Raw genomic sequence first — 23,541 nt, 5'->3', positions numbered from 1 at the left:
CCGGAGGGTCAGAAGCCGCGCTCCCGGTCCGCCTCGACGCGCTCGCGGAGGGCCCCGAACGTGTCGCCGCCGTAGCGCTCGAGGAGGGCCACGGCGATCTCCCACGCGACCGTCGCCTCGGCGACCGTGCTCGCGGCGGGCACGCTCGTCACGTCGCTCCGCTCGTAGCGCGTCGGCTGGGCCTCGCCCGTCGCGAGGTCGGCCGTCCCGAGCGGCTTGATGAGGGTCGGGATCGGCTTCATCGTGCCGCGGACGACGAGCGGCTGGCCGTTCGAGATGCCGCCCTCGACGCCGCCGGCGTGGTTGCTCTCGCGGCCCCAGCGGTCGCCGTCGCGCGTGATGGGGTCGTGGACCTCGGACCCGGGTCGGCGCCCTGCCAGCCACCCGTCGCCGACCTCCACCGCTTTCTGCGCCTGGATGGACAGGATCGCCTGCGCGAGCCGCCCGTCGAGCCGCCGGTCGCCCTGTGCGTAGCTCCCGAGGCCGACGGGGACGCCGGTCGCGACGACCTCATAGACGCCCCCCAGCGTGTCGCCCGCCTTTTTCGCGGCCTTGATGTGCTCGATGGCCCGCTCGGAAAGCGCGTCGCCCAGCATTCGGACCTCCGACTGGTCGGCCTTCTCGTAGAGCGCCCGCGCGCCGCCTTCGGCGAGCAGCGCGTCCCGATCCTCGGCCCAGCCCGCCGGGTCGTCGAGGCCGACCTCCCCGAGGCGGACGACGTGGCTCCCGACCTCGATCCCGAGCGCGCGGAGCATCTGCCGGGCGACGGAGCAGCACGCCACCCGCATCGCCGTCTCCCGCGCCGATGACCGGTCGATCACCGGGCGGACGTCGGGCCCGTGCGGCGGCCGGTCGAACCCGTACTTCTGCGCGCCGACGAGGTCGGCGTGGCCGGGCCTCGGGAGCGTCACGCGCTCGACGCCGTCGCCGTCGCCCATGACGGCCATCGTCTCGGGCCAGCCGGCCCGGTCCTTCTCGTAGGCCGCGTTCGGGAGGAGCAGCGCGACGGGGCTCCCCATCGTGTGCGAGAACCGGATCCCGCCGAGCACCCGGACCTGGTCGCGTTCGACCTTGGCGCGCCCGCCGCGGCCGTAGCCGAGCCAGCGGCGGCTCAGGTGCTCGTCGATGTCGGCGGGCGTGACGGGCACGCCGGCCGGCATCCCCTCGACGATGCCGACGAGGGCCTCGCCGTGGGACTCTCCTGCGGTGAGGTAACGCATTGGGGGATTGGTGAGCGGGTGAGTGGAGATTGAGCCGCCCTCAGGATCGCCGCTTGGCCGTCCGGCGGGAGGCTGCGAAGATCGCCACCAACTCGCTCGCCTCGCGGAGAAGGTCCCGTGTGCGCTCCGCATCCGCCAGCCCGGCATCCACCGTTAGTTCGATCCAGAACTCGGTCTCGTCGGCCTCCTCGAGCACGACGCTGATCTTGGCGACGAACTCCCGATGGCTCCGGGCGCGGCACGCGGCGCGGTAGTTCGCGGCCACCGAGGTCGCCGACCGGAGCATCTGACGACGGATGACACGCCCCTCGTCGGAGTCAGGAAGCGACCGGCAGAATCGGATGACTCTCAACGCGTACGCCTTCGTCCGATCCCGGAGCGCCTCCGCTCGCCGCCCGTGCTCCGTCTCATCGTCTTCCCCACTCACCCGATCACCCAATCATCAATCGACGAATGGCGACGCCAGGTCGTAGAACGCGGTCCGGCCGTCGGGGCGGCGGACGCGCAAGAGCGCGGGGCGGTCCTGGCGGGCGAGGCGGGCGAGCGCGACGCGCGCCTCCTCGGCCGTCGCCACCGGGCGGTTCTCGACGGCCACGACGACGGTCCCCCGCGGGAGCCCGTCGAGCTCGGCCGCGCTGCCGGGCTCGATCGACTCGACGAAGGCGCCGCTCTCGAACGCGCGGCGCTCGGGACGCGTGAGGTCGCGGAAGCGGACGCCCCAGTCGGGCGCCTCGGACCGCGCGACCTCTTCTTCCTGCGGGCCGGTCTGGGGCGACGCGGGCGTCGACGGCCCGGCGAACCAATCTTCGAGCGACGGGTCGGTCGGGTCCGAGAGCGTCGCCTCGAGAGCCCGGGCCTCGCCGCCGCGCCAGACGGAGAGCTCGACGCCCTCGCCCGGCTGGAACATCGCCAGCCGGCTCTGGAACTGGTTCGGCGCGTCGACCGACCGGCCGCCGACCTCGAGGAGCACGTCGCCGGGGCGGACGCCGGCCTGCGCCGCGGGGCCGCCCGACACCACGCGCGTGACGAGCACGCCGCGAACGTCCGGCATCCCGGCCTCGCGTGCATCGGCCCGGTCGACAGGGAACACCTCGACGCCGAGGTAGCCCCGTCGGACCTCGCCGTACCGGATGAGGCTCTCGGCCACGACACGCGCGAGGTTGATCGGGACCGCGAACCCGTAGCCGGCCGCGTAGCCGTTGTCGGAAGCGTTCGCCGTCACGACGCCCACGACCTGGCCCTGGAGGTTGACGAGCGCCCCACCCGAGTTGCCCGGGTTGATAGCCGCGTCGGTCTGGATAAAGTCCTCGATGGCGAACTCGTTGGGGATCGCGTTGAGCCCGCCGCGGCCCAGCGCCGACACGATGCCCGAGGTGACCGTGTTCATCAGCCGGTACGGGCTGCCGACGGCGAGCACCCACTCCCCCACCTCGAGGGCGTCGGAGTCGCCGAGCGAGGCGACCGGGAGCGGCTCCTCGTCGTCCACGCCGACCTCGAACAACCGGAGCACGGCGATGTCCGTCGTCGGGTCGCGCCCGACGACTTCGGCCCGGTACTCGCGCTTGTCGGAGGGGAGGATGACGAGGGCCTCGGTGGCCCGGGCCACGACGTGGGCGTTGGTGAGGACGTAGCCGGCGTCCGAGATGATGATCCCGCTGCCGGCCTCGGTCTGCCCGCGGGCGTAGCCGGGCCCGAGCTCGACCTCGATGTAGACGACGGCCCGGTCGACGGCGCGGGCGACCGCCTGCGTCTGCTGGCTGATGTCGGCGAGGTCGGGCGTGCCGATCTCCGCGGCCGGCGGCGGCCCGTCGGCCCCGATCTGGACCGTCTCGACCCGGGCCGGCGCCGACGGCGCGGGCGCCTGCTGCGGCACGGGCTCGGGGTCCGGCTGGAGCAGCCGGACGACCGGGAGACCGAGGAGCACGCCGACCGACACCGCGGCCAGCGCGAACAGGAGACGACGCAGAGTCACGTTCGGGGTGGGTGAGCCGACCCTGGGCTCGAGGACGAAACTTCGGGCCCCGCGTCGGGCACTGAACATACGTTTGGGCGTCCGGAATCGTCCCCCGGCGCCCCCCCGGCACACAACTTCATCGATCCCCTGACCCCGCCCCCGCCGCCTCGAACCGCCGTGTTCGCCCTCGTGGGCGACGTCACGGGCTCGTCGCGCGCGCTCCGCCAGCTCCGCGTGCTCGCCGAGGCGGGGGTGCCCGTGTCCGTCCTGCAGACGGCCGGTCCGCGCGCTCCCCGGGCGCTCCCGGACGGCGCCACGCTCACCGTCCTCGGCGTGCGGCCCGGCGGTGGACCGCTCGCGTTCTGGCGCGCGCACCGGGCCGTTCGAGAGGCCGCGCTCGCGCGACCGGCCGGGCTGTACCTCGCGAGCGACCTCTACACCCTCCCTGCCCTCGTGGCCGCGTCCCGACGTCACGGCGCACGGCTCGTCTACGACAGCCGCGAGCTCTACACGGCGCTCGACTCGACGCACGGGCGCCCCTACGTCGGCGCGGTGTGGGGCGCCGTAGAGCGCCGTTCCATCGGCCGCGCCGACGCGGTCCTGACGGTGGGAGACGCCATCGCCGACCGGCTCCGCGACCGCTATCGCATCGCTCGGCCGACCGTCCTCTACAACGCGCCCTATGTCGCCGAGGCCGGCAGCGCCGACCGCGACGCTCTCCGTCGCGACCTGGACCTCCCCGACGACGGCCGGACGATCGTGCTCTACCAGGGCCTCTTCCGCGACGGCCGGGGTCTCCGTGCGCTCACCGAGGCGGCCGCGGCCGTCGAGGGCATCCGCCTCGTGCTCATCGGGGAGGGGGCGCTGGAGGCCGAGATCCGCACGTGGAGCGCAGCCCTTGGAGACCGGCTCGTGGTCCACCCGTTCGTCCCACCCGACCGGCTGGCGGCGCTCACGCCGGGCGCCGACCTCGGCGCGTGCCTCATCGAACCTCTCACGGAGAGCCTCCGCCTGAGCTTGCCGAACAAGCTGTTCGAGTACCTTGCGGCCGGCGTCCCGGTCCTCGCCAGCCCGCTCCCCGAGATCCGGGCCGTCGTGGACCGCGGCGTCGGCGTCCTCGCCGCCCCCTCCGATCCGGGGGCCGTCGCCGACGCGCTCCGCAAGGCCCTCGACCCCGACCGCCGCGCCCGCTGGGCCGCCGCCGCGCCCGCCGCGCTCGCCCCTTACACATGGAACGAGGGCCGACGGACGTTCCGCGCTCTCCTCGACCGCCTCCTCCCCGCCACATGATCCGCTCCATCCTCCTCGCGCTCGCCCTCGCGCTCCCGCTCGCCGGGCAGGCCCAGGTCGACGCGTCCATCGTCCCCGAGGACGCGCCGGACTGGCTCTCGATGGAGGAGGCCATCGCGACGGCCCAGGCCGACGACAAGATCGTCCTCGTCTATGGCTACGCCTCGTGGTGCGGCTTCTGCGCCCGGTTCGACGCCGACGTCTTCACCGACGACGCCGTCCAGGAGTACCTCACCGGCAACTTCGCCCCGGTCCGCCTCGACATCGAGGGCGCCGACTCGCTCCAGTTTTTCGACGCGCGCGTGACCGGCCGCGACCTCGGCGGCGCCATGGGCATCTCGGGCACGCCGACCAACGTGTTCGTCGATACCGACGGCGCGCTCATCACGAAGCTCCCGGGCTACACCGACCCCGAGACCTTCTTGTTCGCGCTCCAGTACGTCCGCGAGGAGGCGTACGAGACGACGCCGTTCGACCAGTTCATCGTCGCCCGCCGGACGGGGCTCTCGCTCGAGCAGGCCGTCGAGACCCTGATGGCGCCGCCGCGCGAGGAGCCCGAGGCGCAGTAGGTCGGGACGGATCGCCGGGCGGGCGACGCGCGTCCGCGACGGGTCTCCCCCCGCCTCGATGCGCGTCTCGTACCACCCGGGCTACGTCGTGCCGCTCCCGCCGCGGCACGCGTTCCCGATGGCCAAGTTCTCGGCCCTCCACGACCTCCTGATCGCCGAGGGCGTGATCCGGGCGGAAGACGTCGTCGCCCCGCGCGAGGCCGACTGGGGCGACCTCCTGCTCGTCCACACCACGCGCTACCTCGACGCGCTCGCGACGGGCACGCTGTCGCGGAAGGAAGAACGGCGGATGGGGCTCCCGTGGAGCGAGGCGCTCGTGATGCGGAGCCGGCGGGCCGTCCAGGGCACGATCAACGCGATGTCGATGGCGCTGCTCGACGGCGTCGCGGGCAACCTCGCCGGCGGGACGCACCACGCGATGCCCGACCACGGGGAGGGGTTCTGCGTGCTCAACGACGTCGCCGTCGCGCTCCGCGTCCTCCAGCGGTCCGGGTGGATCCGGCGGGCGCTCGTGCTCGACCTCGACGTCCACCAGGGGAACGGGACGGCCCACGTGTTCGGCGGCGACCGCGCGTGGCCGGCCGGCGGCGTCTACACGGTCTCCGTCCACGGGGCCAACAACTTCCCGTTCCGAAAACCGCCCTCGACCCGCGACGTGGGGCTGCCGGACGGGACGGGCGACGGCGAGTACCTCGACGTGCTCGCCACCCTTCTCCCGGAGGTGCTGGCGGACGCTACGCCAGACCTCGTCGTCTATCTCGGAGGCGTTGACGTCGTGGCCGACGACCGGTTCGGGCGGCTGACGCTCACGCGCGACGGCCTGGCGGCCCGCGACCGGCTCGTGTGCGAAACCGTCCGCGACGCCGGCGTCCCGCTCTGTCTGCTCCTATCGGGCGGCTACGCCGCGCGCCGCGAGCCCGGCCAGGCGCCCGAGACGATGGCCCACCGGACCGCGGATCTCCACGCGACGATGTACCGCCAGGCGGCCGCCGTCTACGGCACGGGCGGGTAGTCCGCCCGCACCACGGGCCAACCGGGGGGGCGTCGACACGAGTCTGGATGAGTGCGGAGACCGGCGTTTGGACCGAACTCCTGGAGGGAGGCGCCAGGCTCGGCGTCCCGGCCGACAGGGCCCGCGAAGGTAGCCGGCCGGCGGTAGGGCCTCGCCCGACCCCGCCCCCGGGGACGTCCCGACGACGCACCGTCGGCACCGCGCGATCCGACGTTGGGAGTCCACTTCCGACCGATCCCATGTCGACCCCTCAAGACCAGACCGACGCCGGCAACGCCCAGAAGGACCCCGAAGACTGGACCACCGGCGACGAGCCGATGACCGGCGCGCAGCGCTCCTACCTCCACACGCTCGCTCAGGAGGCCGGCGAGGACCCCGACCAGTACGACGGTCTCACAAAGGCCGAGGCGTCCGAGACCATCGACGCGCTCCAGGCTAAGACCGGCCGTGGCGAGTGAGTCCGGGCCGTCCGCCTCGGCCCAGCAACGGGTCGAGGCGGGCACGCCTGTCCGCCTGCCTCAGGCGTTGGGCCGGGTCGTCCGGAGACCCGGCGGGTAGAGGGGCATCCGCTCGACGCGGTGGAACGTGATTCCGAACCGGGTCGTCGGCGCCCGAATGACGGCCTCGGACCGCACCGCGCCCGTCGCCCGGTCCACCTCGACGACGCGCCCATGGGGATTGGCCTCCCCGCGTGCGATGGCGCCCGGCGCGAACACGACGATCCCCTCGTCCGCGTGGTAGTCCACGTCGGAGACGATGCGGGAGTACGTCTGCGGCCCGCGCTCCTCACCGTAGTCCCAGACTTGGCGCACTGTCATCGCGGCCTCATGGACGCGGTAGACGACGGCGCGGCTATAAAGGCCTCGGCCCGTGTACCCGCGGCTGTCGCCGTTGTCGAACAGGAGGATCGACCCGTCGGGGAGGATCTCCGGGGCGTGCTGGTACCACGCCCAGTCGAAGTCGACGTGCCGCTGCGCGCCGTCGAGCACGGCGGGGTCGGTGATCGGCTGGCCCGCCGCGTCGAGCGGCTGGAGAAGCTTCGTCGCGAGGTCCGTCCCGTCGCCTGCTGTCCCCCAGTCCCGGTGCGGCGCGAGGATCCACACGACCTCGTTGCCGGCGGTGAGCTTGACGAGGCCCTGCGTGCGCCCCGAGACGAGGATCGTGTCGTCCCGCTCGTCATACACGAGCGCGTTGGCATGGAACCAGTCGACGTTGAGGTCGGCGAGGTCCGTGGGCCACGCCCGGCGGTATTGATTCAGCGACTGGCGGAGGTCCCAGTCGCGGACGATCTGGCCGGTCTCGCGGTCGACCTCGACGACGGCGTCCTCGACCGTCGCCGCGCCGTCGCGGTTGACCGTGACGAGGAAGTTGCCGTCGGGCTTCTCCAGCACGTGGTGGTGGAACCCGAAGCCTGGGAGGTCCCATTGGCGCACGATCCGGCCGAACAGATCGACCTCGTAGATCCGGTCCGTGGCGCCGTCGCCGAAGTACAGATTCCCGTTCGCCAGCCGGTCGATCCCGTTGTCGTAGAACAGGGTCGTGAGCGGCGGACGGCCCGAATAGTCGAGCACCCAGCGGATCGTCCCGGCGGCGTCGTAGGCAAACGGAGCCTGCGGCGTCGCGCCCTCCCCCGCGAACGAGCTGACGAACGTGAGGCCCGGCCGGACCGCGCCCGGGGCCGCCGTGTTCACCGTCACCGCAGGGAGGCCGCCGGGGACCCGTCCCGTCTCGACGTCCCGCTCGACCCGGCCCACCTCGGCGCCGCTCTCGTCCCGGAGGACGAGCGTGACGGCCGTGGTAGTGTTGGCGTAGAGCCCGAGGACGGGGATGCGGTGGACGGTCCCGAGGTCGTCGAACCGGTGGCGGATCTCGGTGGCCGCCCCCTCCTTCCCTTCGACCACCACGTCGATCGACACCGGCACGTCGGCCTCGAGCGTCACCTCGGCCGTCAGCGGCGACGTCCCCGCCGGATCGACCTCGACCTCGAACCGTGAGACGACGGCGGGCAGCGCGTCCGTCTCGTCGGGCGGCTCGGGCCTGGCGCCGTCGCACCCCGCCACGCCGAGTCCGAGCAGGAGAAGGACGAGGACGGACCGGGTGAGCATGAGCGTGGTGGGAGCGCCCCAGACGATACGACCCGCCGGCGAGGCGGACGAACGCACGACGCCCCGGCCACCGCGAGGGCAGCCGGGGCGTCCGGTTCAGCGTGCGCACGGGGCGCCTGAGGTGGGGCTACCCGAGGCGGCGGTTGATCTCGGCGAGCGTCTCGTCGTCCGCGGCCGGGGAGGCCGGGGCACCGAGGATGTCGCCGTCGCCCGTCGCGAGGCCGCGGTCGAGCGCGTCCTGCGTGGCCTGCAGCGCCTCGAGCTCCTGGCGGCTCCCAACGACGATGTCGGCGTAGTCGCGGAGCCCGGTGCCGGCCGGGACGAGGTGCCCGACGAGCACGTTCTCCTTGAGCCCGAGGAGGCTGTCGACCTTCGCCGCGATGGCGGCCTCGGTGAGCACCTTCGTCGTCTCCTGGAAGGACGCGGCCGAGAGGTACGAGTCGGTCTTGAGCGCGGCCTGGGTGATGCCCAGCAGGACCGGCTCGGCGACGGCGAGCTCGGCGTCGCGGACCTCGACCTCGCGCTTGTCCTCCCGCTTCATCGCCGAGTTGGCGTCGCGGAGCTGCCGGCGCGTGATGGTCTGCCCGATCTGGAGGTCGGACTCGCCCGCGTCGACGACGACGAAGTTGTCGTAGAGCGCGTCGTTGACCTTCTCGAGCTGGAGCCGGTCGACGAGGTCGTCCTCGAGGAACGGCGTGTCGCCCGGGTCCGTGATCCGGACCTTCTGCATCATCTGCCGGACGACGACCTCGATGTGCTTGTCGTTGATCCCCACGCCCTGGAGCCGGTAGACCTCCTGGACCTCGTTGACGAGGTACTCCTGGACGGCCGTGGGCCCGAGGATGGCGAGGATGTCCTGCGGCGAGATCTGCCCGTCGGACAGCGCCTCACCGGCGCGCACGAAGTCGTTCTCGTGGACGAGGAGGTGCTTCGAGAGCGAGACGAGGTACGTCTTCTCCGTCAGGCCGTCGCGGGACGTCACGATGACCTCCTGCGAGCCGCGCTTCCGGCCGCCGAAGCTCACGACGCCGTCGATCTCCGACACCACGGCCGGGTCGCTCGGCGAGCGGGCTTCGAACAGCTCGATGACGCGCGGGAGACCGCCCGTGATGTCGCGGGTACCGGCCGACTGGCGCGGGAGCTTGGCGAGGATGGTGCCCGCCGTGATCTCGTCGCCCTGGTCCACCTGGAGGCGGGCCCGGACCGGCATCGTGTACTCGCGGCCGCCCTCGCCCTCGACGACGAGCGCCGGCGTGAGCGAGCGCTCGCGCGTCTCGGTGATGACCTTCTCGCGGAAGCCGGTCTGCTCGTCCGACTCCTCGCGGAACGTCGTCCCTTCGATGACATCCTGGAAGCGGACCGTGCCGGCCGTCTCCGCGATGATGACCGAGTTGTACGGGTCCCAGCTCGCAATGACGTCGCCCTTCTCGACCGACTGGCCCTCGACGACCGCGACGTCGGCGCCGTAGGGGATCGTGTAGGCGATGCGCTGGCGGCCGTCCTCGTCGAGCACGCGGACCTCGCCCGACCGCCCGAGGGCGATCGTGCGGGCCGTCTCGCCCGACTCGTCGGTGACCGTCCGGAGGTTCTCGAAGACCACCTTGCCGCCGAACTTCGTCTGGATGGTCGACTCGGCCGCGATGCGGCTGGCCGTACCACCGATGTGGAAGGTCCGGAGCGTGAGCTGCGTGCCGGGCTCGCCGATCGACTGCGCCGCGATGACACCGACGGCCTCGCCGGTCTGCACGAGGCGGCCGTTGGCGAGGTCGCGCCCGTAGCAGAGCGCGCACACGCCCCGGTCGGACTCGCAGGCGAGCACGGAGCGGATCTCGACCGTCTCGATCGAGGTCGCCTCGATCTGGTCGGCGATCTCGTCCGTGATCTGGTCGTCCCGGCGGAGGATCACCTCGCCCGACTCGGGGTCGCGGACGTCGTGGACCGACACGCGGCCCACGATCCGGTCGCGGAGCGACTCGACGATGTCCTCGTTGTCCTTGAGCGCCTCCATCCGCACGCCGCGGAGCGTGCCGCAGTCGTGCTGCGTGATCGAGACGTCCTGGCTCACGTCGACGAGACGGCGCGTGAGGTAGCCGGCGTCGGCCGTCTTGAGGGCCGTGTCGGCCAGGCCCTTTCGGGCGCCGTGCGTCGAGATGAAGTACTCGGCGACCGAGAGGCCCTCCTTGAAGTTGGACTTGATCGGGTTCTCGATGATCGCGCCCGCCGAGCCGGCCTGGCTCTTCTGCGGCTTGGCCATGAGGCCACGCATCCCGCCGAGCTGGCGGATCTGCTCGCGCGAGCCACGAGCGCCCGAGTCCGCCATCATGTAGATGGCGTTGAAGCCCTCCTGGTCGTTCTGGAGCGACGTGTAGAGGACGTCCGAGATGTCGTTGTTCGTCGACGTCCAGACGTCGATGACCTGGTTGTACCGCTCGGCCTCGGTGATGAAGCCCATCTCGTAGTTCGAGCGGATCTCGTCGACGCGGTCCTCGGCCTCCTTCAGGAGCGTCTGCTTCGCGTCCGGCACGACGATGTCGGCCAGCGAGAAGCTCAGCCCGCCGAGCATGGCCTGACCGAAGCCGAGGTCCTTGATCTCGTCGAGGAACTTGGCCGTCCGCGGGAAATCGGTCGCCTTGAAGACGCCCGCGATGATGTTGCGGAGGTTCTTCTTGGTCAGGACCTGGTCGATGTACCCGACGCCGGCCGGCACGATGTCGTTGAAGAGCGCGCGGCCGACGGCCGTGTCGATCGTCTCGCCGGGCTGGTGCTGCCCGTCGAACGTCGGCTCGTTGAGCTTGAGCTTGATCCGGGCGTGGAGCGAGACCTTGCCCTGGTCGAACGCCTGGCGAACCTCGCGCGTCGAGCCGAACATCATGCCCTCGCCCTTCTCGTCGGCCCGGTCCTTCGTCATGTAGTACATGCCGAGGACCATGTCCTGCGACGGGACCGCGATCGGGCCGCCGTGCGCCGGGCTCATGATGTTGTGCGACGACAGCATGAGGATGCTCGCCTCGAGCACCGCGTCATGCGACAGCGGCACGTGGACGGCCATCTGGTCGCCGTCGAAGTCGGCGTTGAACGCCGTCGTCACTAGCGGGTGCAGGCGGATCGCCTTGCCCTCGATGAGGACCGGCTGGAACGCCTGGATGCCGAGCCGGTGGAGCGTCGGGGCGCGGTTGAGGAGCACCGGGTGCCCGTCGATCACCTTCTCGAGGATGTCGAACACGTCGGCCGTCCGGCGGTCGACCACCTTCTTGGCGCTCTTGACCGTCTTGACGATGCCGCGCTCGATGAGCTTCCGAATGATGAACGGCTTGAACAGCTCGACGGCCATCTCCTTGGGCAGGCCGCACTGGTGGAGCCTCAGCTCCGGGCCGACCACGATGACCGACCGGCCCGAGTAGTCGACGCGCTTGCCGAGGAGGTTCTGGCGGAACCGGCCCTGCTTGCCCTTGAGCATGTCGCTCAGCGACTTCAGCGCGCGGTTCGAGTCGGAGCGGACGGCGTTGGCCTTCCGCGAGTTGTCGAAGAGGCTGTCGACGGCCTCCTGGAGCATCCGCTTCTCGTTGCGGAGGATGACCTCCGGCGCCTTGATGTCGATCAGGCGCTTGAGCCGGTTGTTCCGGATGATGACGCGCCGGTAGAGGTCGTTGAGGTCCGACGTGGCGAACCGGCCGCCCTCGAGCGGGACGAGCGGGCGGAGCTCCGGCGGGATCACCGGGACCACCTTCATGACCATCCACTCCGGCTTGTTCTCCATCCGGGCGTTCGCCTGGCGGAACGCCTCGACGATGCCGAGCCGCTTGAGGGCCTCGGCCTTGCGGGCCTGGCTCGTCTCGGTGCGGGCCTGGAACCGGAGCTCGACGGCGAGCGAGTCGAGGTCGAGCCGCTTGAGGAGCTCCTCGACGGCCTCGCCGCCGATCATCGCCACGAACTTCTCCGGGTCGTCGTCGGCGAGGCGGTTGTTGTCCTCGCGGATCTGGTAGAGGACGTCGAAGTACTCGTTCTCCGTCAGGAGCGTCCCGCGGTCGATGCCGAGGTTCTGGGCCCCGCCCGGGTTCACGACGACGTAGGCCTCGTAGTAGATGACCTTGTCGAGGTCCTTCGACTTCATCCCGAGGAGCGCGCCGATCTTGTTCGGCAGGCTCTTGAAGTACCAGATGTGGACGACCGGGACGGACAGCGTGATGTGCCCGAACCGCTCACGACGGACCGACTTCTGGGTCACCTCGACGCCGCAGCGGTCGCAGATGATGCCCTTGTACCGGATCCGCTTGTACTTGCCGCAATGGCACTCCCAGTCCTTGACCGGGCCGAAGATCTTCTCGCAGAAGAGGCCGTCCTTCTCCGGCTTAAAGCTCCGGTAGTTGATCGTCTCCGGCTTGAGCACCTCGCCGAACGACCGCTCGAGGATCGTCTCGGGCGAGCTCAGGCTGACGGTGATCGAGCTGTAGTACTTCTTCTGCGCCGGCTGGGCCGGCTGGATGCCGAATGCCATATTGGGGGACTAGGGTATAGGAATCGGGGGTGTGGGGAGCGCGCCCGAGGCCGAGGGGGCCGGCCTCGGGCGCGTCGCCAGAGCCCCTAGTCGATGCGGACTTCGAGGCCGAGGCCCTGCATCTCGCGGAGCAGGACGTTGAACGACTCGGGGACGTTCGGCTCGGGGAGGTTGTCGCCCTTGACGATGGCCTCGTAAGCCTTCGAGCGGCCCTGGACGTCGTCGGACTTGACGGTCAGGAGCTCGCGGAGGACGTTCGAGGCGCCGTAGGCGTAGAGCGCCCACACCTCCATCTCGCCGAACCGCTGGCCGCCGAACTGGGCCTTGCCGCCGAGCGGCTGCTGCGTGATGAGGCTGTAGGGCCCGATGGACCGGGCGTGGATCTTGTCGTCGACGAGGTGCGACAGCTTGAGCATGTAGATCTGCCCGACCGTCGTCTTCTGGTCGAACGGGGCGCCGGTTTGGCCGTCGTAGAGTTGGACGCGGCCGTCCTCGGGGAGGCCCGCCTCGCGGAGCTTCGCGGCGATGTCGTCCATGGACGCGCCGTCGAAGGCCGGGGTGGCGTAGGTCTCGCCGAGCTTGGAGCCGGCCCAGCCGAGGAGCGTCTCGAAGATCTGGCCCAGGTTCATGCGCGACGGCACGCCCAGCGGGTTGAGGCAGATGTCGACCGGCGTGCCGTCCTCGAGGAACGGCATGTCCTCTTCGGGGACGATCTTGGCGACGACGCCCTTGTTGCCGTGGCGGCCGGCCATCTTGTCGCCGACCTGGAGCTTGCGCTTCTTGGCCACGTAGACCTTCGCCAGCTGGACGATGCCCGGGGGCAGCTCGTCGCCCATCTGGATCCGGTACTCCTCCTGCTCGGCCGCGCCGGTCACCTCCTGGTGCCGCCGCTGGTAGTTGGCGAGCAGCTTCCAGGCCTGCCGGTTGGTGTCGTCGTCGTTGGTGTACGCCTGGCGGATCTTGAGGTCGGCCGGCTCGATCTCCTTGAAGCCCGTCTTGGTGTACTTGGCCCCCTCGGAGATCACGATCGTGCCGTCGCGGAGTTCGATGGCCGCGCCCGCCTGCTTCGAGCCGATGAGGCTGAAGAACCGCTCGTAGAACGACTGCTGGAGGGCGTCGACCTCGCGGTCGAGCTGGCGCTTGATCTCCTCGAGCCGCTTCTCCTCCGCCTTCTTGGTGATGGCGTCGGTCTTGCGGCGGCTGAAGAGCATCGTGTCGATCACGACGCCGTTCATGCCCGGCTTGGCCTTGAGCGAGGCGTCCTTGACGTCGCCGGCCTTGTCGCCGAAGATGGCCCGGAGCAGCTTCTCCTCCGGCGTCGGGTCGGTCTCGCCCTTTGGCGTGATCTTGCCGACGATGATGTCGCCGGGGTTGATCTCGGCGCCGACGCGGACGATGCCGCGCTCGTCGAGGTCCTTCGTCGCCTCCTCGGAGACGTTCGGGATCTCGCGCGTGAGCTCCTCCTCGCCGCGCTTCGTGTCGCGGACCTGGTGGTCGAACTCCTCGATGTGGACCGAGGTGAAGATGTCCTGCTTGACCACCTTCTCCGAGATGACGATGGCGTCCTCGAAGTTGTAGCCCTTCCACGGCATGAACGCCACGAGGACGTTCTTGCCGAGCGCGAGCTCGCCCTTCTCCGTCGAGGCGCCGTCGGCCAGGAGGTCGCCCTTCTTCACCCGCATGCCGGCGGCGACGCGCGGCTTCTGGGTGACGTTGGTGTCCTGGTTGGTCCGGCGGAACTTGATGAGCGGGTACGTCCGGACGGGCTCCTCGAACGCCGCGTCGGCGTCCTCGGGCGTCTCGTCGTAGCGGACCGTGATCTTGGTCGCGTCGACGTACTCGACCACGCCGTCGCCCTGGGCGACGAGGATGGCACGAGAGTCGCGAGCGATCCGGCCCTCCAGGCCCGTGCCGACGTACGGCGCCGACGGCTGGAGGAGCGGCACGGCCTGGCGCTGCATGTTCGAGCCCATCAGCGCGCGGTTGGCGTCGTCGTGCTCGAGGAACGGGATGAGCGAGGCGGCCGGCGAGATGATCTGGTTCGGCGCCACGTCCATGTAGTCGATCTCGTCGGGCGTGACGAGCGGGACGTCGCCGCCGATCCGGGCGCGCACGAGGTCGTTGGCGTACGTCCCGTCGTCGTTGAGCGGGGCGTTGGCCTGGGCGATCGTGTAGCGGTCCTCGTCCTCGGCCGAGAGGTACTCGATCTTCGACGTGACCTTGCCGTTGTTGACCTTCCGGTAGGGCGTCTCGATGAAGCCGAACTTGTTCACGACGCCGTGGGTGCACAGCGACGAGATGAGGCCGATGTTCGGCCCCTCCGGCGTCTCGATCGGGCAGAGCCGGCCGTAGTGCGTGTAGTGGACGTCGCGGACCTCGAAGCCGGCGCGCTCACGCGTCAGACCACCGGGCCCGAGGGCGGACATCCGACGCTTGTGCGTCAGCTCCGCCAGCGGGTTCGTCTGGTCCATGAACTGGCTCAGCTGGTTCGTCCCGAAGAAGGTGTTGATCACCGACGAGACGGTCCGGGCGTTGACCAGGTCCTGGGGCGTGAATTTGTCGGCGTCGCGGAGGTTCATCCGCTCCTTGATCGTCCGCGCCATGCGGGCGAGGCCGAGCGAGAACTGGGCCTGGAGCTGCTCGCCGACGGTCCGCACCCGGCGGTTGCCGAGGTGGTCGATGTCGTCGACGTTCGACTTGCCGTTGAGGAGCTTGACGAGCTCGGTGATGATCGCGACGAGGTCCTCCTTGGTCAGCGTGACGGCGTCGTTGTCGCTGTCGAGGCCGAGCCGCTTGTTCATGCGGTACCGGCCGACGGCGCCGAGGTCGTAGCGCTTGTCGGAGAAGAAGAGGCGGTCGAGGAGCGCGCGCGCCGCGTCGACGTCGGGCGCCTCGGCGCTCCGGAGCGTCTCGTAGAGGTGCTTGAGCGCCTCGGACTCCGAGTGCGTCGGGTCCTTCTTGAGCGTGTTGAGGAGCGTCGACATGTCGAGGCCGCCGTCGTCATCGTCCTCGCTCTGCTCGCGGCGAAGGATGACGGACTCGACGCCGGCGTCCTTGAGGAGGCCGTAGTCGTCCTCTTCGAGCACGTGCTCGGCCGGGAGGACCACCTCGCGCTCGACGTTCTCCTGGAGCACCTCACCGGTGTCCTCGTCGATCACCTCGTGCTTGACCTCGACGGTCACCGACGAGGCGAGCGTCCGGCCGGCGAGCTTCGCGAAGGCCTTCTTGGTCGAGACCTTCTCCTCGTCGGCGAGGTCGAACAGGTTGACGATCTCGCTGTCCGACGAGTAGCCGAGCGCGCGGAGGAGCGTCGTGACCGGCAGCTTCTTCTTCCGGTCGATGTAGGCCCACATCACGTTCGCGACGTCGGTCGAGAACTCGATCCACGACCCCCGGAAGGGGATCACGCGGGCGCTGTAGAGGTCCGTCCCGTTCGGGTGGACGCTCTGCGAGAAGAACACGCCCGGGCTCCGGTGGAGCTGGCTGACGATGACCCGCTCGGCGCCGTTAACGACGAACGTGCCCTTGTCGGTCATGACGGGCAGGTTGCCGAGGTAGACGTCCTGCTGGATCGCCTCCTCGGGCTCGTCCTCGTCCTCGTCCTCCTTGGCGCTCAGGCGGAGCTTCGCCTTGAGCGGGAGGGCGAACGTGAGGCCCTGCGCGAGGCACTCCTCGATGGAGTGCTTGGGCGCCTCCAGCGTGAAGTGGAGGTACTCGAGCGTGTAGCGCTCGCGCGTGTCGGTGATCGGGAAGTGCTCCCGAAACGTGGCCTCGAGGCCCTTTTTCGGGTCACGCTCTTCTGGGACCAGTTCGGCCTGGACGAAGTCGTGGTAGGACCGGAGCTGGATCTCGAGGAAGTCCGGGAAATCGAGGACCGGCGCGATGTCTGCGAACGACTGACGAGTGCTCTCGCCGCTGGGCGCCGGTCGCGCCGCGCTCTTGCTGTTGCTCAAGGCGTACCCCTGGGGTGTGATGACCGCTGATGCTGGTGGGCCCGGCCGCGGCCCACACGCGGGTGCGTGCGAGCCGCCGGGCGGCGCCGGCCGAGGTGGGATCGGACGGCGCGGGCATCCGGGACCCCGGGCGCCTCGAGCGCTGCCCGGAGGCAGGCGCGTTGGCGCAGCGGGGCCGACGGAGCGGAACGCGACGTGGAACGCGGAGTTCCAGCCGGTTCGCGTCCGGCGCGGGCGGGGCCCGGCCGGGATTCGACGAACGCTCGAAAAGGGCGTGCCGCCGGATGCCGCGAACGCCCGCCCCCCACTCGGCAGTGCCGGGGAGGGCGGGCGAGACGCGGCGGGCTGGCGGGGACCGCTCGGTGCAGCGCGGGGCTGTCGGGGCGGGCCGCCAGCGCGGGCTTACTTGAGCTCGACCGTGGCGCCGGCGCCCTCGAGCTTGGCCTTGACCTCGTCGGCCTCCTCCTTCGAGGCGCCCTCCTTGATCGGGGACGGGGCGTTGTCGACGAGCTCCTTGGCCTCCTTGAGGCCGAGGCCCGTGATGCCGCGGACCTCCTTGATGACGGCGATCTTGTTGCCGCCGATGCCGGCGAGGATCACGTCGAACTCGGTCTGCTCCTCGGCGGCGGCGGCGCCGTCGCCCCCGGCCGGGCCGGCGACCACGGCCGCGGCGGCGGCCGGCTCGATGCCGTACTCGTCCTTGAGGACGGTGAGGAGCTCGTTGGCCTCCTTGATCGTCAGGTTGACGAGGCTCTCGGCGATGCTGTTGATGTCTGCCATGATGGTGGGTTGGTTCCTGCGGCGGTCTCGGCCGGGTGTCGGCTACGCCGCTGATTAAGGGAGTGCCGGCGCGGGCGCCGGCGGGGTGAGATCAGCCTTCCTCCTTCTCGGAGATCTGCTGGATGACGCTGGCGAGGCCAGCGCCCTGCGCGCCGAGGGCCGACGCGACGTTCGTGATGGGCGCCATGAGGAGCCCGAGGATGTCGGCGAGGAGCTCGTCCTTGCTCTTGAGGCTGGCCAGCACGTCGAGCTGGTCGTCGCCGTAGATCGCGCCGTCGATGTAGGCGCCCTTGAAGCGGGGGACCTCGAGGTCGTTGTCCTCGAGGAACTTCTTGAGCACCTTGGCCGGGCCGGCCGGGTCGTTCGTGAACGCGACGGCCGTCGGGCCGTTGAGCTGCTCGAGCAGGTCGTCGAACCCGCCCTGCTGCTCCATCGCGCGGCGGAGGAGCGTGTTCTTGAGGACCTTGTACTGGACGTCGGCCTCGCGGAACGCCCGGCGGAGGCCGGTCGCCTGCTCGACCGTCAGGCCCTGGTAGTCGGTGAGGTAGACGGTGTTGGCGCCTTCGAGCGTCTCCGCGATGGCCCCGAGCGCCTCCTGCTTCTGCTCTTTGGTAAGCGGCATGTCAGTGGGAGTTGTCGGTTATCGGGTGGCGGAAACAGCGGCGGCGCGCTCGACCGGGACCGGCGGGCCCATCGTGGTCGAGAGCGTGACGCTCTTGACGTAGAGGCCCTTGGCGGCGGCCGGGCGGAGCCGGACGATCTCCTTCAGGAAGGCGTCGGCGTTGTCGCGGATCTGGTCGTCCGAGAACGACACGTTGCCGATCGAGGTGTGGATGATCCCGGCCTTGTCGACGCGGAAGTCGATCCGGCCCGCCTTGACGGCCTCGACGGCCTCGGCGAGGTCGTTCGTGACCGTCCCCGACTTCGGGTTCGGCATGAGCCCGCGGGGGCCGAGCACGCGGCCGAGCCGGCCGACCTGCGGCATCACGTCGGGCGACGCGATGAGCACGTCGAAGTCGGTGAAGCCCTCATTCTGGATCTTGTCGACGTACTCGTCGAGGCCGACCATGTCGGCGCCGGCGGCCTCCGCCTCGGCCTGCTTGCCCTCGTTCGTGAGGACGAGCACGCGGACGGTCTTGCCGGTCCCGTGCGGGAGCGCGACCGAGCCGCGGACCATCTGGTCGGCGTGGCGGGGGTCGACGCCCAGCCGGATGTCGATGTCGACGGACTCCTCGAACTTGGCCCGACCCGTCATCTTGACGAGCTGCGCGGCCTGGTCGAGCGGGAGCGCGCCGCCGGCCTGCTCGGTCGCGGTCGCGACGAGCTCGGCCGCCTGACGGTAGCGCTTGCCTCTCTTTGCCATGGTTGTGTGGGGTGTGCGGTCCGAACGCCAGCGTGACTGGCTCCCGCGGTGGGGGGCGCGACGGGCGCCCGGTCAGTCGCCGCCGGGGCGGCGCGAATCGTTACGCGACCGGCGCGCCGGTGACGGTGATGCCCATCGACCGGGCCGTCCCCGCGATCATGCGGGCGGCGTTGTCGAGGTCGGTCGCGTTGAGGTCCTCGAGCTTCTGCTGAGCGATGTCGCGGCACTGCTCCCAGGTCACCTTGCCGACCTTCTCGCGGAGCGGGTCGCCGGCGCCCTTCTGGATCTTCGCCGCGTTCCGGAGGAGGACCGCCGCCGGCGGGCTCTTCGTGATGAACGTGAAGCTCTTGTCGCCGAAGACCGTGATCACGACCGGGATCACGAGGCCCATCTTGTCCTGCGTCGCGGCGTTGAACGCCTTGCAGAACTCCATGATGTTGACGCCCTTCTGACCGAGCGCCGGGCCGATCGGCGGGGCCGGGCTGGCCTGGCCGGCCTTGATCTGCAGCTTGATGTAGCCGTCGATTTTCTTCGCCATCGATATCTGTGCGGTGCCAACGCCGGGGTCACCGGCTCCCGCGAATGTGAGGCCGTGCCAACGCGGCACGGCGGAACGGAGAAGCTAGAGGCGGAGCCGCCCCAGAATGAGCCCTCAGACCGGCTTCGCCCGCCTTTCACCCCGCCTCGGCGGGCCGTTCGAAGAGACCGGCTCTCCGCCCTCCCAGAGCGACGACGAGGAGCGGATCAGCCCTCGTGCTCCACCTGGAGGTAGTCGAGCTCCAGCGGCGTCTTCCGCCCGAAGATCGAGACCATCACGCGGACCTTCATCTTGTCCGGGTAGACCTCCTCGACGAAGCCGGTGAACGTGTTGAACGGGCCGTCGACGACCTTGACGGCGTCGCCCTCCTTGAACGGGATCTCCATGACCTCGCCCTTGTCCTCGTCCATCATCCCGAGGATCCGGTTGACCTCGTCGGGCCGGAGCGGGACGGGCTCGCCGTTGGCGCCGAGGAAGCCGATCGTCGACGGCGCCCCGTTGATGACCTCGCGGAGGTACGGGTCGACGATGGCCTCGAGGAGGATGTAGCCGGGGAACGACGTCTTCTCGCGCGTCCGCTTCTTGCCGGCGCGCATCTCGAAGACCGTCTCGGTCGGGATCACGACCTGGGTCAGCTTGTCGTCGTAGCCGAGCCGCTCAACCTCGCTCTCCAGGTACTCCTTGACCTTCTTCTCGTGGCCGGAGAACGTCCGGAGGACGAACCACTTGCGGATCGGGGGGCGGGCCATGGGGGTATCGATGCGGGTGCGGAGCGCGGAGGGACGTCGCCTAGCTGCCGTAGATGAACCGGAGGGCCGTGCTGATCACTTCGTCGGCGAAGAAGATGAACAGCGCGGCGATGAGCGCCGCCACGAGCGTGAGCACCGTGTTGCTGATGAGCTCCTGGCGCTTGGGCCAGTTCACCTTCCGCATCTCCTTGCGGACCTCGACGAGGTAGTTCCCGAGCGCGCCACCAGGGGGCTTCGTCTGCGTCTGTGTCGCCATGAGTCGTGCCGCGGGGCGGCGGTTCTGTCAGTGAGGGCCGAGAGGCCGGGCACGGGCGGCAGGACTCGAACCTACAACCTGCGGTTTTGGAGACCGCTGCTCTGCCAATTGAGCTACGCCCGTTTAGCGGACCGCCGGCGCCCCGAAGGACGCCGGCGGACGCATCAATCTACGAACCGGCGGGCACCGTGTTCGGAAGGACCGATGGAGACCGCCGCCTCGGCGCGGGCGCCGAGGCGGTGACTCCAGGCCGGCTCAGTCGAGGATCTTGGAGACGACGCCGGCCCCCACGGTCCGCCCGCCCTCGCGGATCGCGAACCGGAGCCCCTCCTCCATCGCCACCGGGACGATGAGGTCCACCGTGAACTGCGTGTTGTCCCCCGGCATGACCATCTCGACCCCCTCGGCCAGCTCGATGTCCCCCGTCACGTCCGTCGTCCGGAAGTAGAACTGGGGACGGTACCCCTTGAAGAACGGGGTGTGCCGGCCCCCCTCGTCCTTCGACAGGATGTACACCTCGCACTCGAACCGCTTGTGCGGCGTGACGGCCCCCGGCTTCGTCAGGACCATCCCCCGCTCGACCGCCGTCTTCTCGATCCCCCGGAGGAGGATCCCCGCGTTGTCCCCGGCCTGGGCCGAGTCCAGGAGCTTCCTGAACATCTCGACGCCCGTCACCGTCGACGTCATCTTCTCCTCCTGCATCCCGACGATCTCGACGGGGTCCCCCACCTTGATCGACCCCCGCTCGACCCGGCCCGTCACGACGGTCCCCCGGCCCGTGATCGAGAACACGTCCTCGACCGGCATGAGGAACGGCCGGTCGACCGCCCGCTCCGGCGTCGGGATGTACGCGTCGACGGCCGACATGAGCTCGTCGACCTTCGCCACCCACTCCGGCTCCCCGTTCAGGGCCCCCAGCGCCGACCCCTGGATCACCGGGAGGTCGTCGCCCGGGAACTCGTAGCTCGAGAGGAGCTCGCGGACCTCCATCTCGACGAGCTCCAGGAGCTCCTCGTCGTCGACGAGGTCCGCCTTGTTCATGAACACGACGATGTAGGGCACGCCGACCTGGCGGGCCAGGAGGATGTGCTCGCGGGTCTGGGGCATCGGCCCGTCGGTCGCCGCGACGACGAGGATCGCCCCGTCCATCTGGGCCGCCCCCGTCACCATGTTCTTGACGTAGTCCGCGTGGCCCGGGCAGTCGACGTGGGCGTAGTGCCGCTCGGCCGTCTCGTACTCGACGTGGGCCGTGGCGATCGTGATCCCCCGCTCCCGCTCCTCCGGGGCGTTGTCGATGTCCTCGAAGTTCTTCGCCTCGCCGCCCGACGCCTCGGCGAGCACCTTCGTGATCGCCGCCGTCAGCGTCGTCTTGCCGTGGTCGACGTGGCCGATCGTCCCGACGTTCACGTGCGGCTTCGTCCGCTGGAATTGCTCCTTCGCCATGGGTCTGTAGTCTGAGCGCTCGCTGCGCGTTGGGTTGGGTGTCACTGGGCGGCGCGGGCCGCGGAGCCTCCTCCCGGACTTGAACCGGGGACCCCTTCCTTACCATGGAAGTGCTCTACCGCTGAGCTAAGGAGGCGGGGGTGGATTGTCGACTGAAGAGGGGGATTGAACGATGGGTTGTTCCCAATCGATCGATCGCCGATCACCTCATCGCCAAGTCCGGGAGCGGGAGACGGGACTCGAACCCGCGACCCTCAGCTTGGAAGGCTGATGCTCTACCAACTGAGCTACTCCCGCATCGCATGAGCGACTGGGTGACGTTCGACTCGCGATCGAGCGGCGCGGCCCAATCACCAATCGGCGGTCTCCCGATCGACAATGCCTAATCGTGGGCAGGGAAGGATTCGAACCTCCGTACTCGTGAGAGAACAGATTTACAGTCTGTCGCCTTTAACCACTCGGCCACCTGCCCGGAAGAAAGAACGTGCGAGGCCGCGTCACGGGTGGCTCGGCGGAGCTGGCGAAGGGACTCGAACCCCCAACCTGCTGATTACAAATCAGCTGCTCTGCCAGTTGAGCTACGCCAGCGGCGCGGGCATCGCGGATCGCGAAGCTAGCCCGTCCCGGAGGGGGGCGTCAACCGAAGGTGGCCCGACTCAGCCTGCCTCGGCGTCTCTTCGCCGTGAGTTCTTCGGTCGACGGAGCCACCAGCGCACCGCGACGACGGCCAGCACAACGGCCAGCACGACCGTCACGACCCGCCCGTAGGCCGCCAGCCAGTCGAGCACGCGTTCCCACTCGGACCCCAGGACGGCGCCGCCCCACACGAGGAGGGCGCTCCACGCGACCGCGCTCACCGTCGCCCACACCGCCGTCGGGGCCCAGCGGAGATCGGAGGCGCCGGCGAGGAGTCCGATGACGGCCCGCCCGCCCGCGAGGAACCGGTTGGCCGCGACGACGCCGTAGCCCCACCGGTTCAGCCAGCGCTCGGCCCGGGAGATAAAGTCGCGTGGGATCCACCGCAGCCGCGTCGGGTCGTGGATGGCGTGCCCCATCCGCCGCCCGAACCAGAAGACCGTCAAGAAGCCGAGCGACCCACCCAGCGCCGCCAGAGCGATCGTAGGCCCCAACTGGAGCACGCCGAGACCCACGAGCGAGCCGCACAGAACGATGACCGTGTCGCCCCAGATCGGGGGCACGAGGTTCTCGCCGTAGGCCACGGCGAGCAGGACCGCGTAGATGCCGCCGGGCGGGAGCCCCTCGATCCACCCGACGAGGTCGGCGACCCACTCGCCCACCTAACCCTCGCGCGCGACGAGCAGGCACACGGCGTGCGCCGCGGCCCCCTCGCCGGTCCCCACGAAGCCCATCCCCTCCCCCGTCGTGGCCTTGACTGAGACCTGCCCGAGGCCGACCCGGAGCGCCCCGGCCAGACGCTGGCGCATCGCGTCGACGTGGGGCCGGAGCTTCGGGCGCTGGAGGACGACGGTCGCGTCCACGTTGCCGACGGCGTACCCGGTCTCGGCCACCTTCTCCATCACGGCGTCGAGGAGGCCGATGCTGTCGGCGCCTTTCCACTCGGCGTCGGTGTCGGGAAAGAGGGCGCCGATGTCCCCGAGCGCGGCGGCGCCCAGGAGCGCGTCGATGATCGCGTGCGTGAGGACGTCGGCGTCGGAGTGGCCGTCGAGGCCGACGGCAGCCGGGACCGTCACACCACCCAGGATGAGCGGGCGCCCCTCGACGAGGCGGTGGACGTCGTAGCCGTGGCCGATGCGCATGCGGGGTGGAGGTGTGAGGTGTGGGAAGGTCCGGGC

At 70.2% G+C, this 23,541-nt stretch carries 19 protein-coding genes and 5 tRNA genes; 4 read left to right on the top strand and 20 right to left on the bottom strand.

The window, feature by feature from the left end:
- Window positions 1-8: 8 nt before the first annotated feature.
- From aroC to BSZ37_RS10050, 3 genes are read right to left on the bottom strand one after another with little or no spacing between them, the layout of a single operon-like run.
- On the bottom strand, window positions 9-1,220 hold the full coding sequence (aroC, locus tag BSZ37_RS10060; RefSeq protein WP_095510424.1) for a chorismate synthase: 1,212 nt from the start codon (window positions 1,218-1,220) through the stop codon (window positions 9-11).
- A 40-nt stretch (window positions 1,221-1,260) separates the two neighbouring features.
- Window positions 1,261-1,647 carry a four helix bundle protein gene (locus tag BSZ37_RS10055; RefSeq protein ID WP_095510423.1) on the bottom strand — a complete coding sequence of 129 codons (387 nt, stop codon included), beginning with the start codon at window positions 1,645-1,647 and terminating at the stop codon, window positions 1,261-1,263.
- Between the two features lie 15 nt (window positions 1,648-1,662).
- The gene (locus tag BSZ37_RS10050) at window positions 1,663-3,192 is read right to left on the bottom strand and encodes a trypsin-like peptidase domain-containing protein (RefSeq protein WP_179299558.1); all 1,530 of its coding nucleotides are present in this window, start codon (window positions 3,190-3,192) and stop codon (window positions 1,663-1,665) included.
- Window positions 3,193-3,351: 159 nt separating this feature from the next.
- On the opposite strand from BSZ37_RS10050, the gene BSZ37_RS10045 reads away from it, so the two are divergent.
- From BSZ37_RS10045 to BSZ37_RS10030, 4 genes are all read left to right on the top strand, one after another.
- On the top strand, window positions 3,352-4,464 hold the full coding sequence (locus BSZ37_RS10045; protein ID WP_095510421.1) for a glycosyltransferase: 1,113 nt from the start codon (window positions 3,352-3,354) through the stop codon (window positions 4,462-4,464).
- Entirely contained in the window at window positions 4,461-5,033 is a 573-nt protein-coding gene (locus tag BSZ37_RS10040; RefSeq protein ID WP_179299557.1) for a thioredoxin family protein, read from the top strand. Before BSZ37_RS10045 ends, BSZ37_RS10040 begins: the two co-directional genes overlap by 4 nt.
- 58 nt (window positions 5,034-5,091) lie before the next feature.
- The gene (locus BSZ37_RS10035; protein WP_095510419.1) at window positions 5,092-6,045 is read left to right on the top strand and encodes a histone deacetylase family protein; all 954 of its coding nucleotides are present in this window, start codon (window positions 5,092-5,094) and stop codon (window positions 6,043-6,045) included.
- A gap of 239 nt (window positions 6,046-6,284) precedes the next feature.
- On the top strand, window positions 6,285-6,503 hold the full coding sequence (locus BSZ37_RS10030; RefSeq protein WP_095510418.1) for a DUF3072 domain-containing protein: 219 nt from the start codon (window positions 6,285-6,287) through the stop codon (window positions 6,501-6,503).
- A 60-nt stretch (window positions 6,504-6,563) separates the two neighbouring features.
- Here BSZ37_RS10030 and BSZ37_RS10025 read toward each other — a convergent pair whose 3' ends face one another.
- The 17 genes from BSZ37_RS10025 to ispF all read right to left on the bottom strand — a co-directional run bounded on the left by BSZ37_RS10025 (window position 6,564) and on the right by ispF (window position 23,505).
- Window positions 6,564-8,150 (bottom strand): aryl-sulfate sulfotransferase, encoded by a 1,587-nt coding sequence (locus BSZ37_RS10025; RefSeq protein WP_095510417.1) that lies wholly within the window; start codon window positions 8,148-8,150, stop codon window positions 6,564-6,566.
- Window positions 8,151-8,277: 127 nt separating this feature from the next.
- On the bottom strand, window positions 8,278-12,645 hold the full coding sequence (gene rpoC, locus BSZ37_RS10020; protein ID WP_095510416.1) for a DNA-directed RNA polymerase subunit beta': 4,368 nt from the start codon (window positions 12,643-12,645) through the stop codon (window positions 8,278-8,280).
- An 86-nt stretch (window positions 12,646-12,731) separates the two neighbouring features.
- Window positions 12,732-16,598, bottom strand: a complete 3,867-nt coding sequence (rpoB, locus tag BSZ37_RS10015; RefSeq protein ID WP_095510415.1) for a DNA-directed RNA polymerase subunit beta — start codon at window positions 16,596-16,598, stop codon at window positions 12,732-12,734.
- A gap of 402 nt (window positions 16,599-17,000) precedes the next feature.
- Window positions 17,001-17,378, bottom strand: coding sequence for a 50S ribosomal protein L7/L12 (gene rplL / locus BSZ37_RS10010; RefSeq protein ID WP_095510414.1), 378 nt, complete (start codon window positions 17,376-17,378; stop codon window positions 17,001-17,003).
- Between the two features lie 91 nt (window positions 17,379-17,469).
- Entirely contained in the window at window positions 17,470-18,000 is a 531-nt protein-coding gene (gene rplJ, locus BSZ37_RS10005) for a 50S ribosomal protein L10 (protein ID WP_095510413.1), read from the bottom strand.
- An 18-nt stretch (window positions 18,001-18,018) separates the two neighbouring features.
- Complete coding sequence (rplA, locus tag BSZ37_RS10000) at window positions 18,019-18,741, bottom strand: 50S ribosomal protein L1 (RefSeq protein ID WP_095510412.1); 723 nt, start codon at window positions 18,739-18,741, stop codon at window positions 18,019-18,021.
- A 100-nt stretch (window positions 18,742-18,841) separates the two neighbouring features.
- Entirely contained in the window at window positions 18,842-19,279 is a 438-nt protein-coding gene (gene rplK / locus BSZ37_RS09995) for a 50S ribosomal protein L11 (protein WP_095510411.1), read from the bottom strand.
- 206 nt (window positions 19,280-19,485) lie between these two features.
- The gene (gene nusG / locus BSZ37_RS09990; protein WP_095510410.1) at window positions 19,486-20,028 is read right to left on the bottom strand and encodes a transcription termination/antitermination protein NusG; all 543 of its coding nucleotides are present in this window, start codon (window positions 20,026-20,028) and stop codon (window positions 19,486-19,488) included.
- A 40-nt stretch (window positions 20,029-20,068) separates the two neighbouring features.
- Window positions 20,069-20,284: a preprotein translocase subunit SecE gene (gene secE / locus BSZ37_RS09985; RefSeq protein ID WP_095510409.1), complete on the bottom strand. Its 216-nt coding sequence runs from the start codon at window positions 20,282-20,284 to the stop codon at window positions 20,069-20,071.
- Window positions 20,285-20,334: 50 nt separating this feature from the next.
- Window positions 20,335-20,407: transfer RNA gene (locus tag BSZ37_RS09980), tRNA-Trp, on the bottom strand.
- Between the two features lie 132 nt (window positions 20,408-20,539).
- Complete coding sequence (gene tuf, locus BSZ37_RS09975) at window positions 20,540-21,727, bottom strand: elongation factor Tu (protein WP_095510408.1); 1,188 nt, start codon at window positions 21,725-21,727, stop codon at window positions 20,540-20,542.
- Window positions 21,728-21,791: 64 nt separating this feature from the next.
- A tRNA-Thr gene (locus BSZ37_RS09970) sits at window positions 21,792-21,863 on the bottom strand.
- 88 nt (window positions 21,864-21,951) lie between these two features.
- A tRNA-Gly gene (locus BSZ37_RS09965) sits at window positions 21,952-22,024 on the bottom strand.
- A 92-nt stretch (window positions 22,025-22,116) separates the two neighbouring features.
- Window positions 22,117-22,199 (bottom strand) — tRNA-Tyr (locus BSZ37_RS09960).
- A 43-nt stretch (window positions 22,200-22,242) separates the two neighbouring features.
- Window positions 22,243-22,315 (bottom strand) — tRNA-Thr (locus BSZ37_RS09955).
- Window positions 22,316-22,383: 68 nt separating this feature from the next.
- Window positions 22,384-23,025, bottom strand: coding sequence for a DedA family protein (locus tag BSZ37_RS09950; protein WP_095510407.1), 642 nt, complete (start codon window positions 23,023-23,025; stop codon window positions 22,384-22,386).
- The gene (gene ispF, locus BSZ37_RS09945) at window positions 23,026-23,505 is read right to left on the bottom strand and encodes a 2-C-methyl-D-erythritol 2,4-cyclodiphosphate synthase (protein WP_095510406.1); all 480 of its coding nucleotides are present in this window, start codon (window positions 23,503-23,505) and stop codon (window positions 23,026-23,028) included.
- Window positions 23,506-23,541 lie beyond the last annotated feature (36 nt).

This window comes from Rubrivirga marina, from assembly GCF_002283365.1.
GTDB lineage: Bacteria > Bacteroidota > Rhodothermia > Rhodothermales > Rubricoccaceae > Rubrivirga > Rubrivirga marina.
This window is presented reverse-complemented; position numbering and strand designations above follow the sequence as displayed.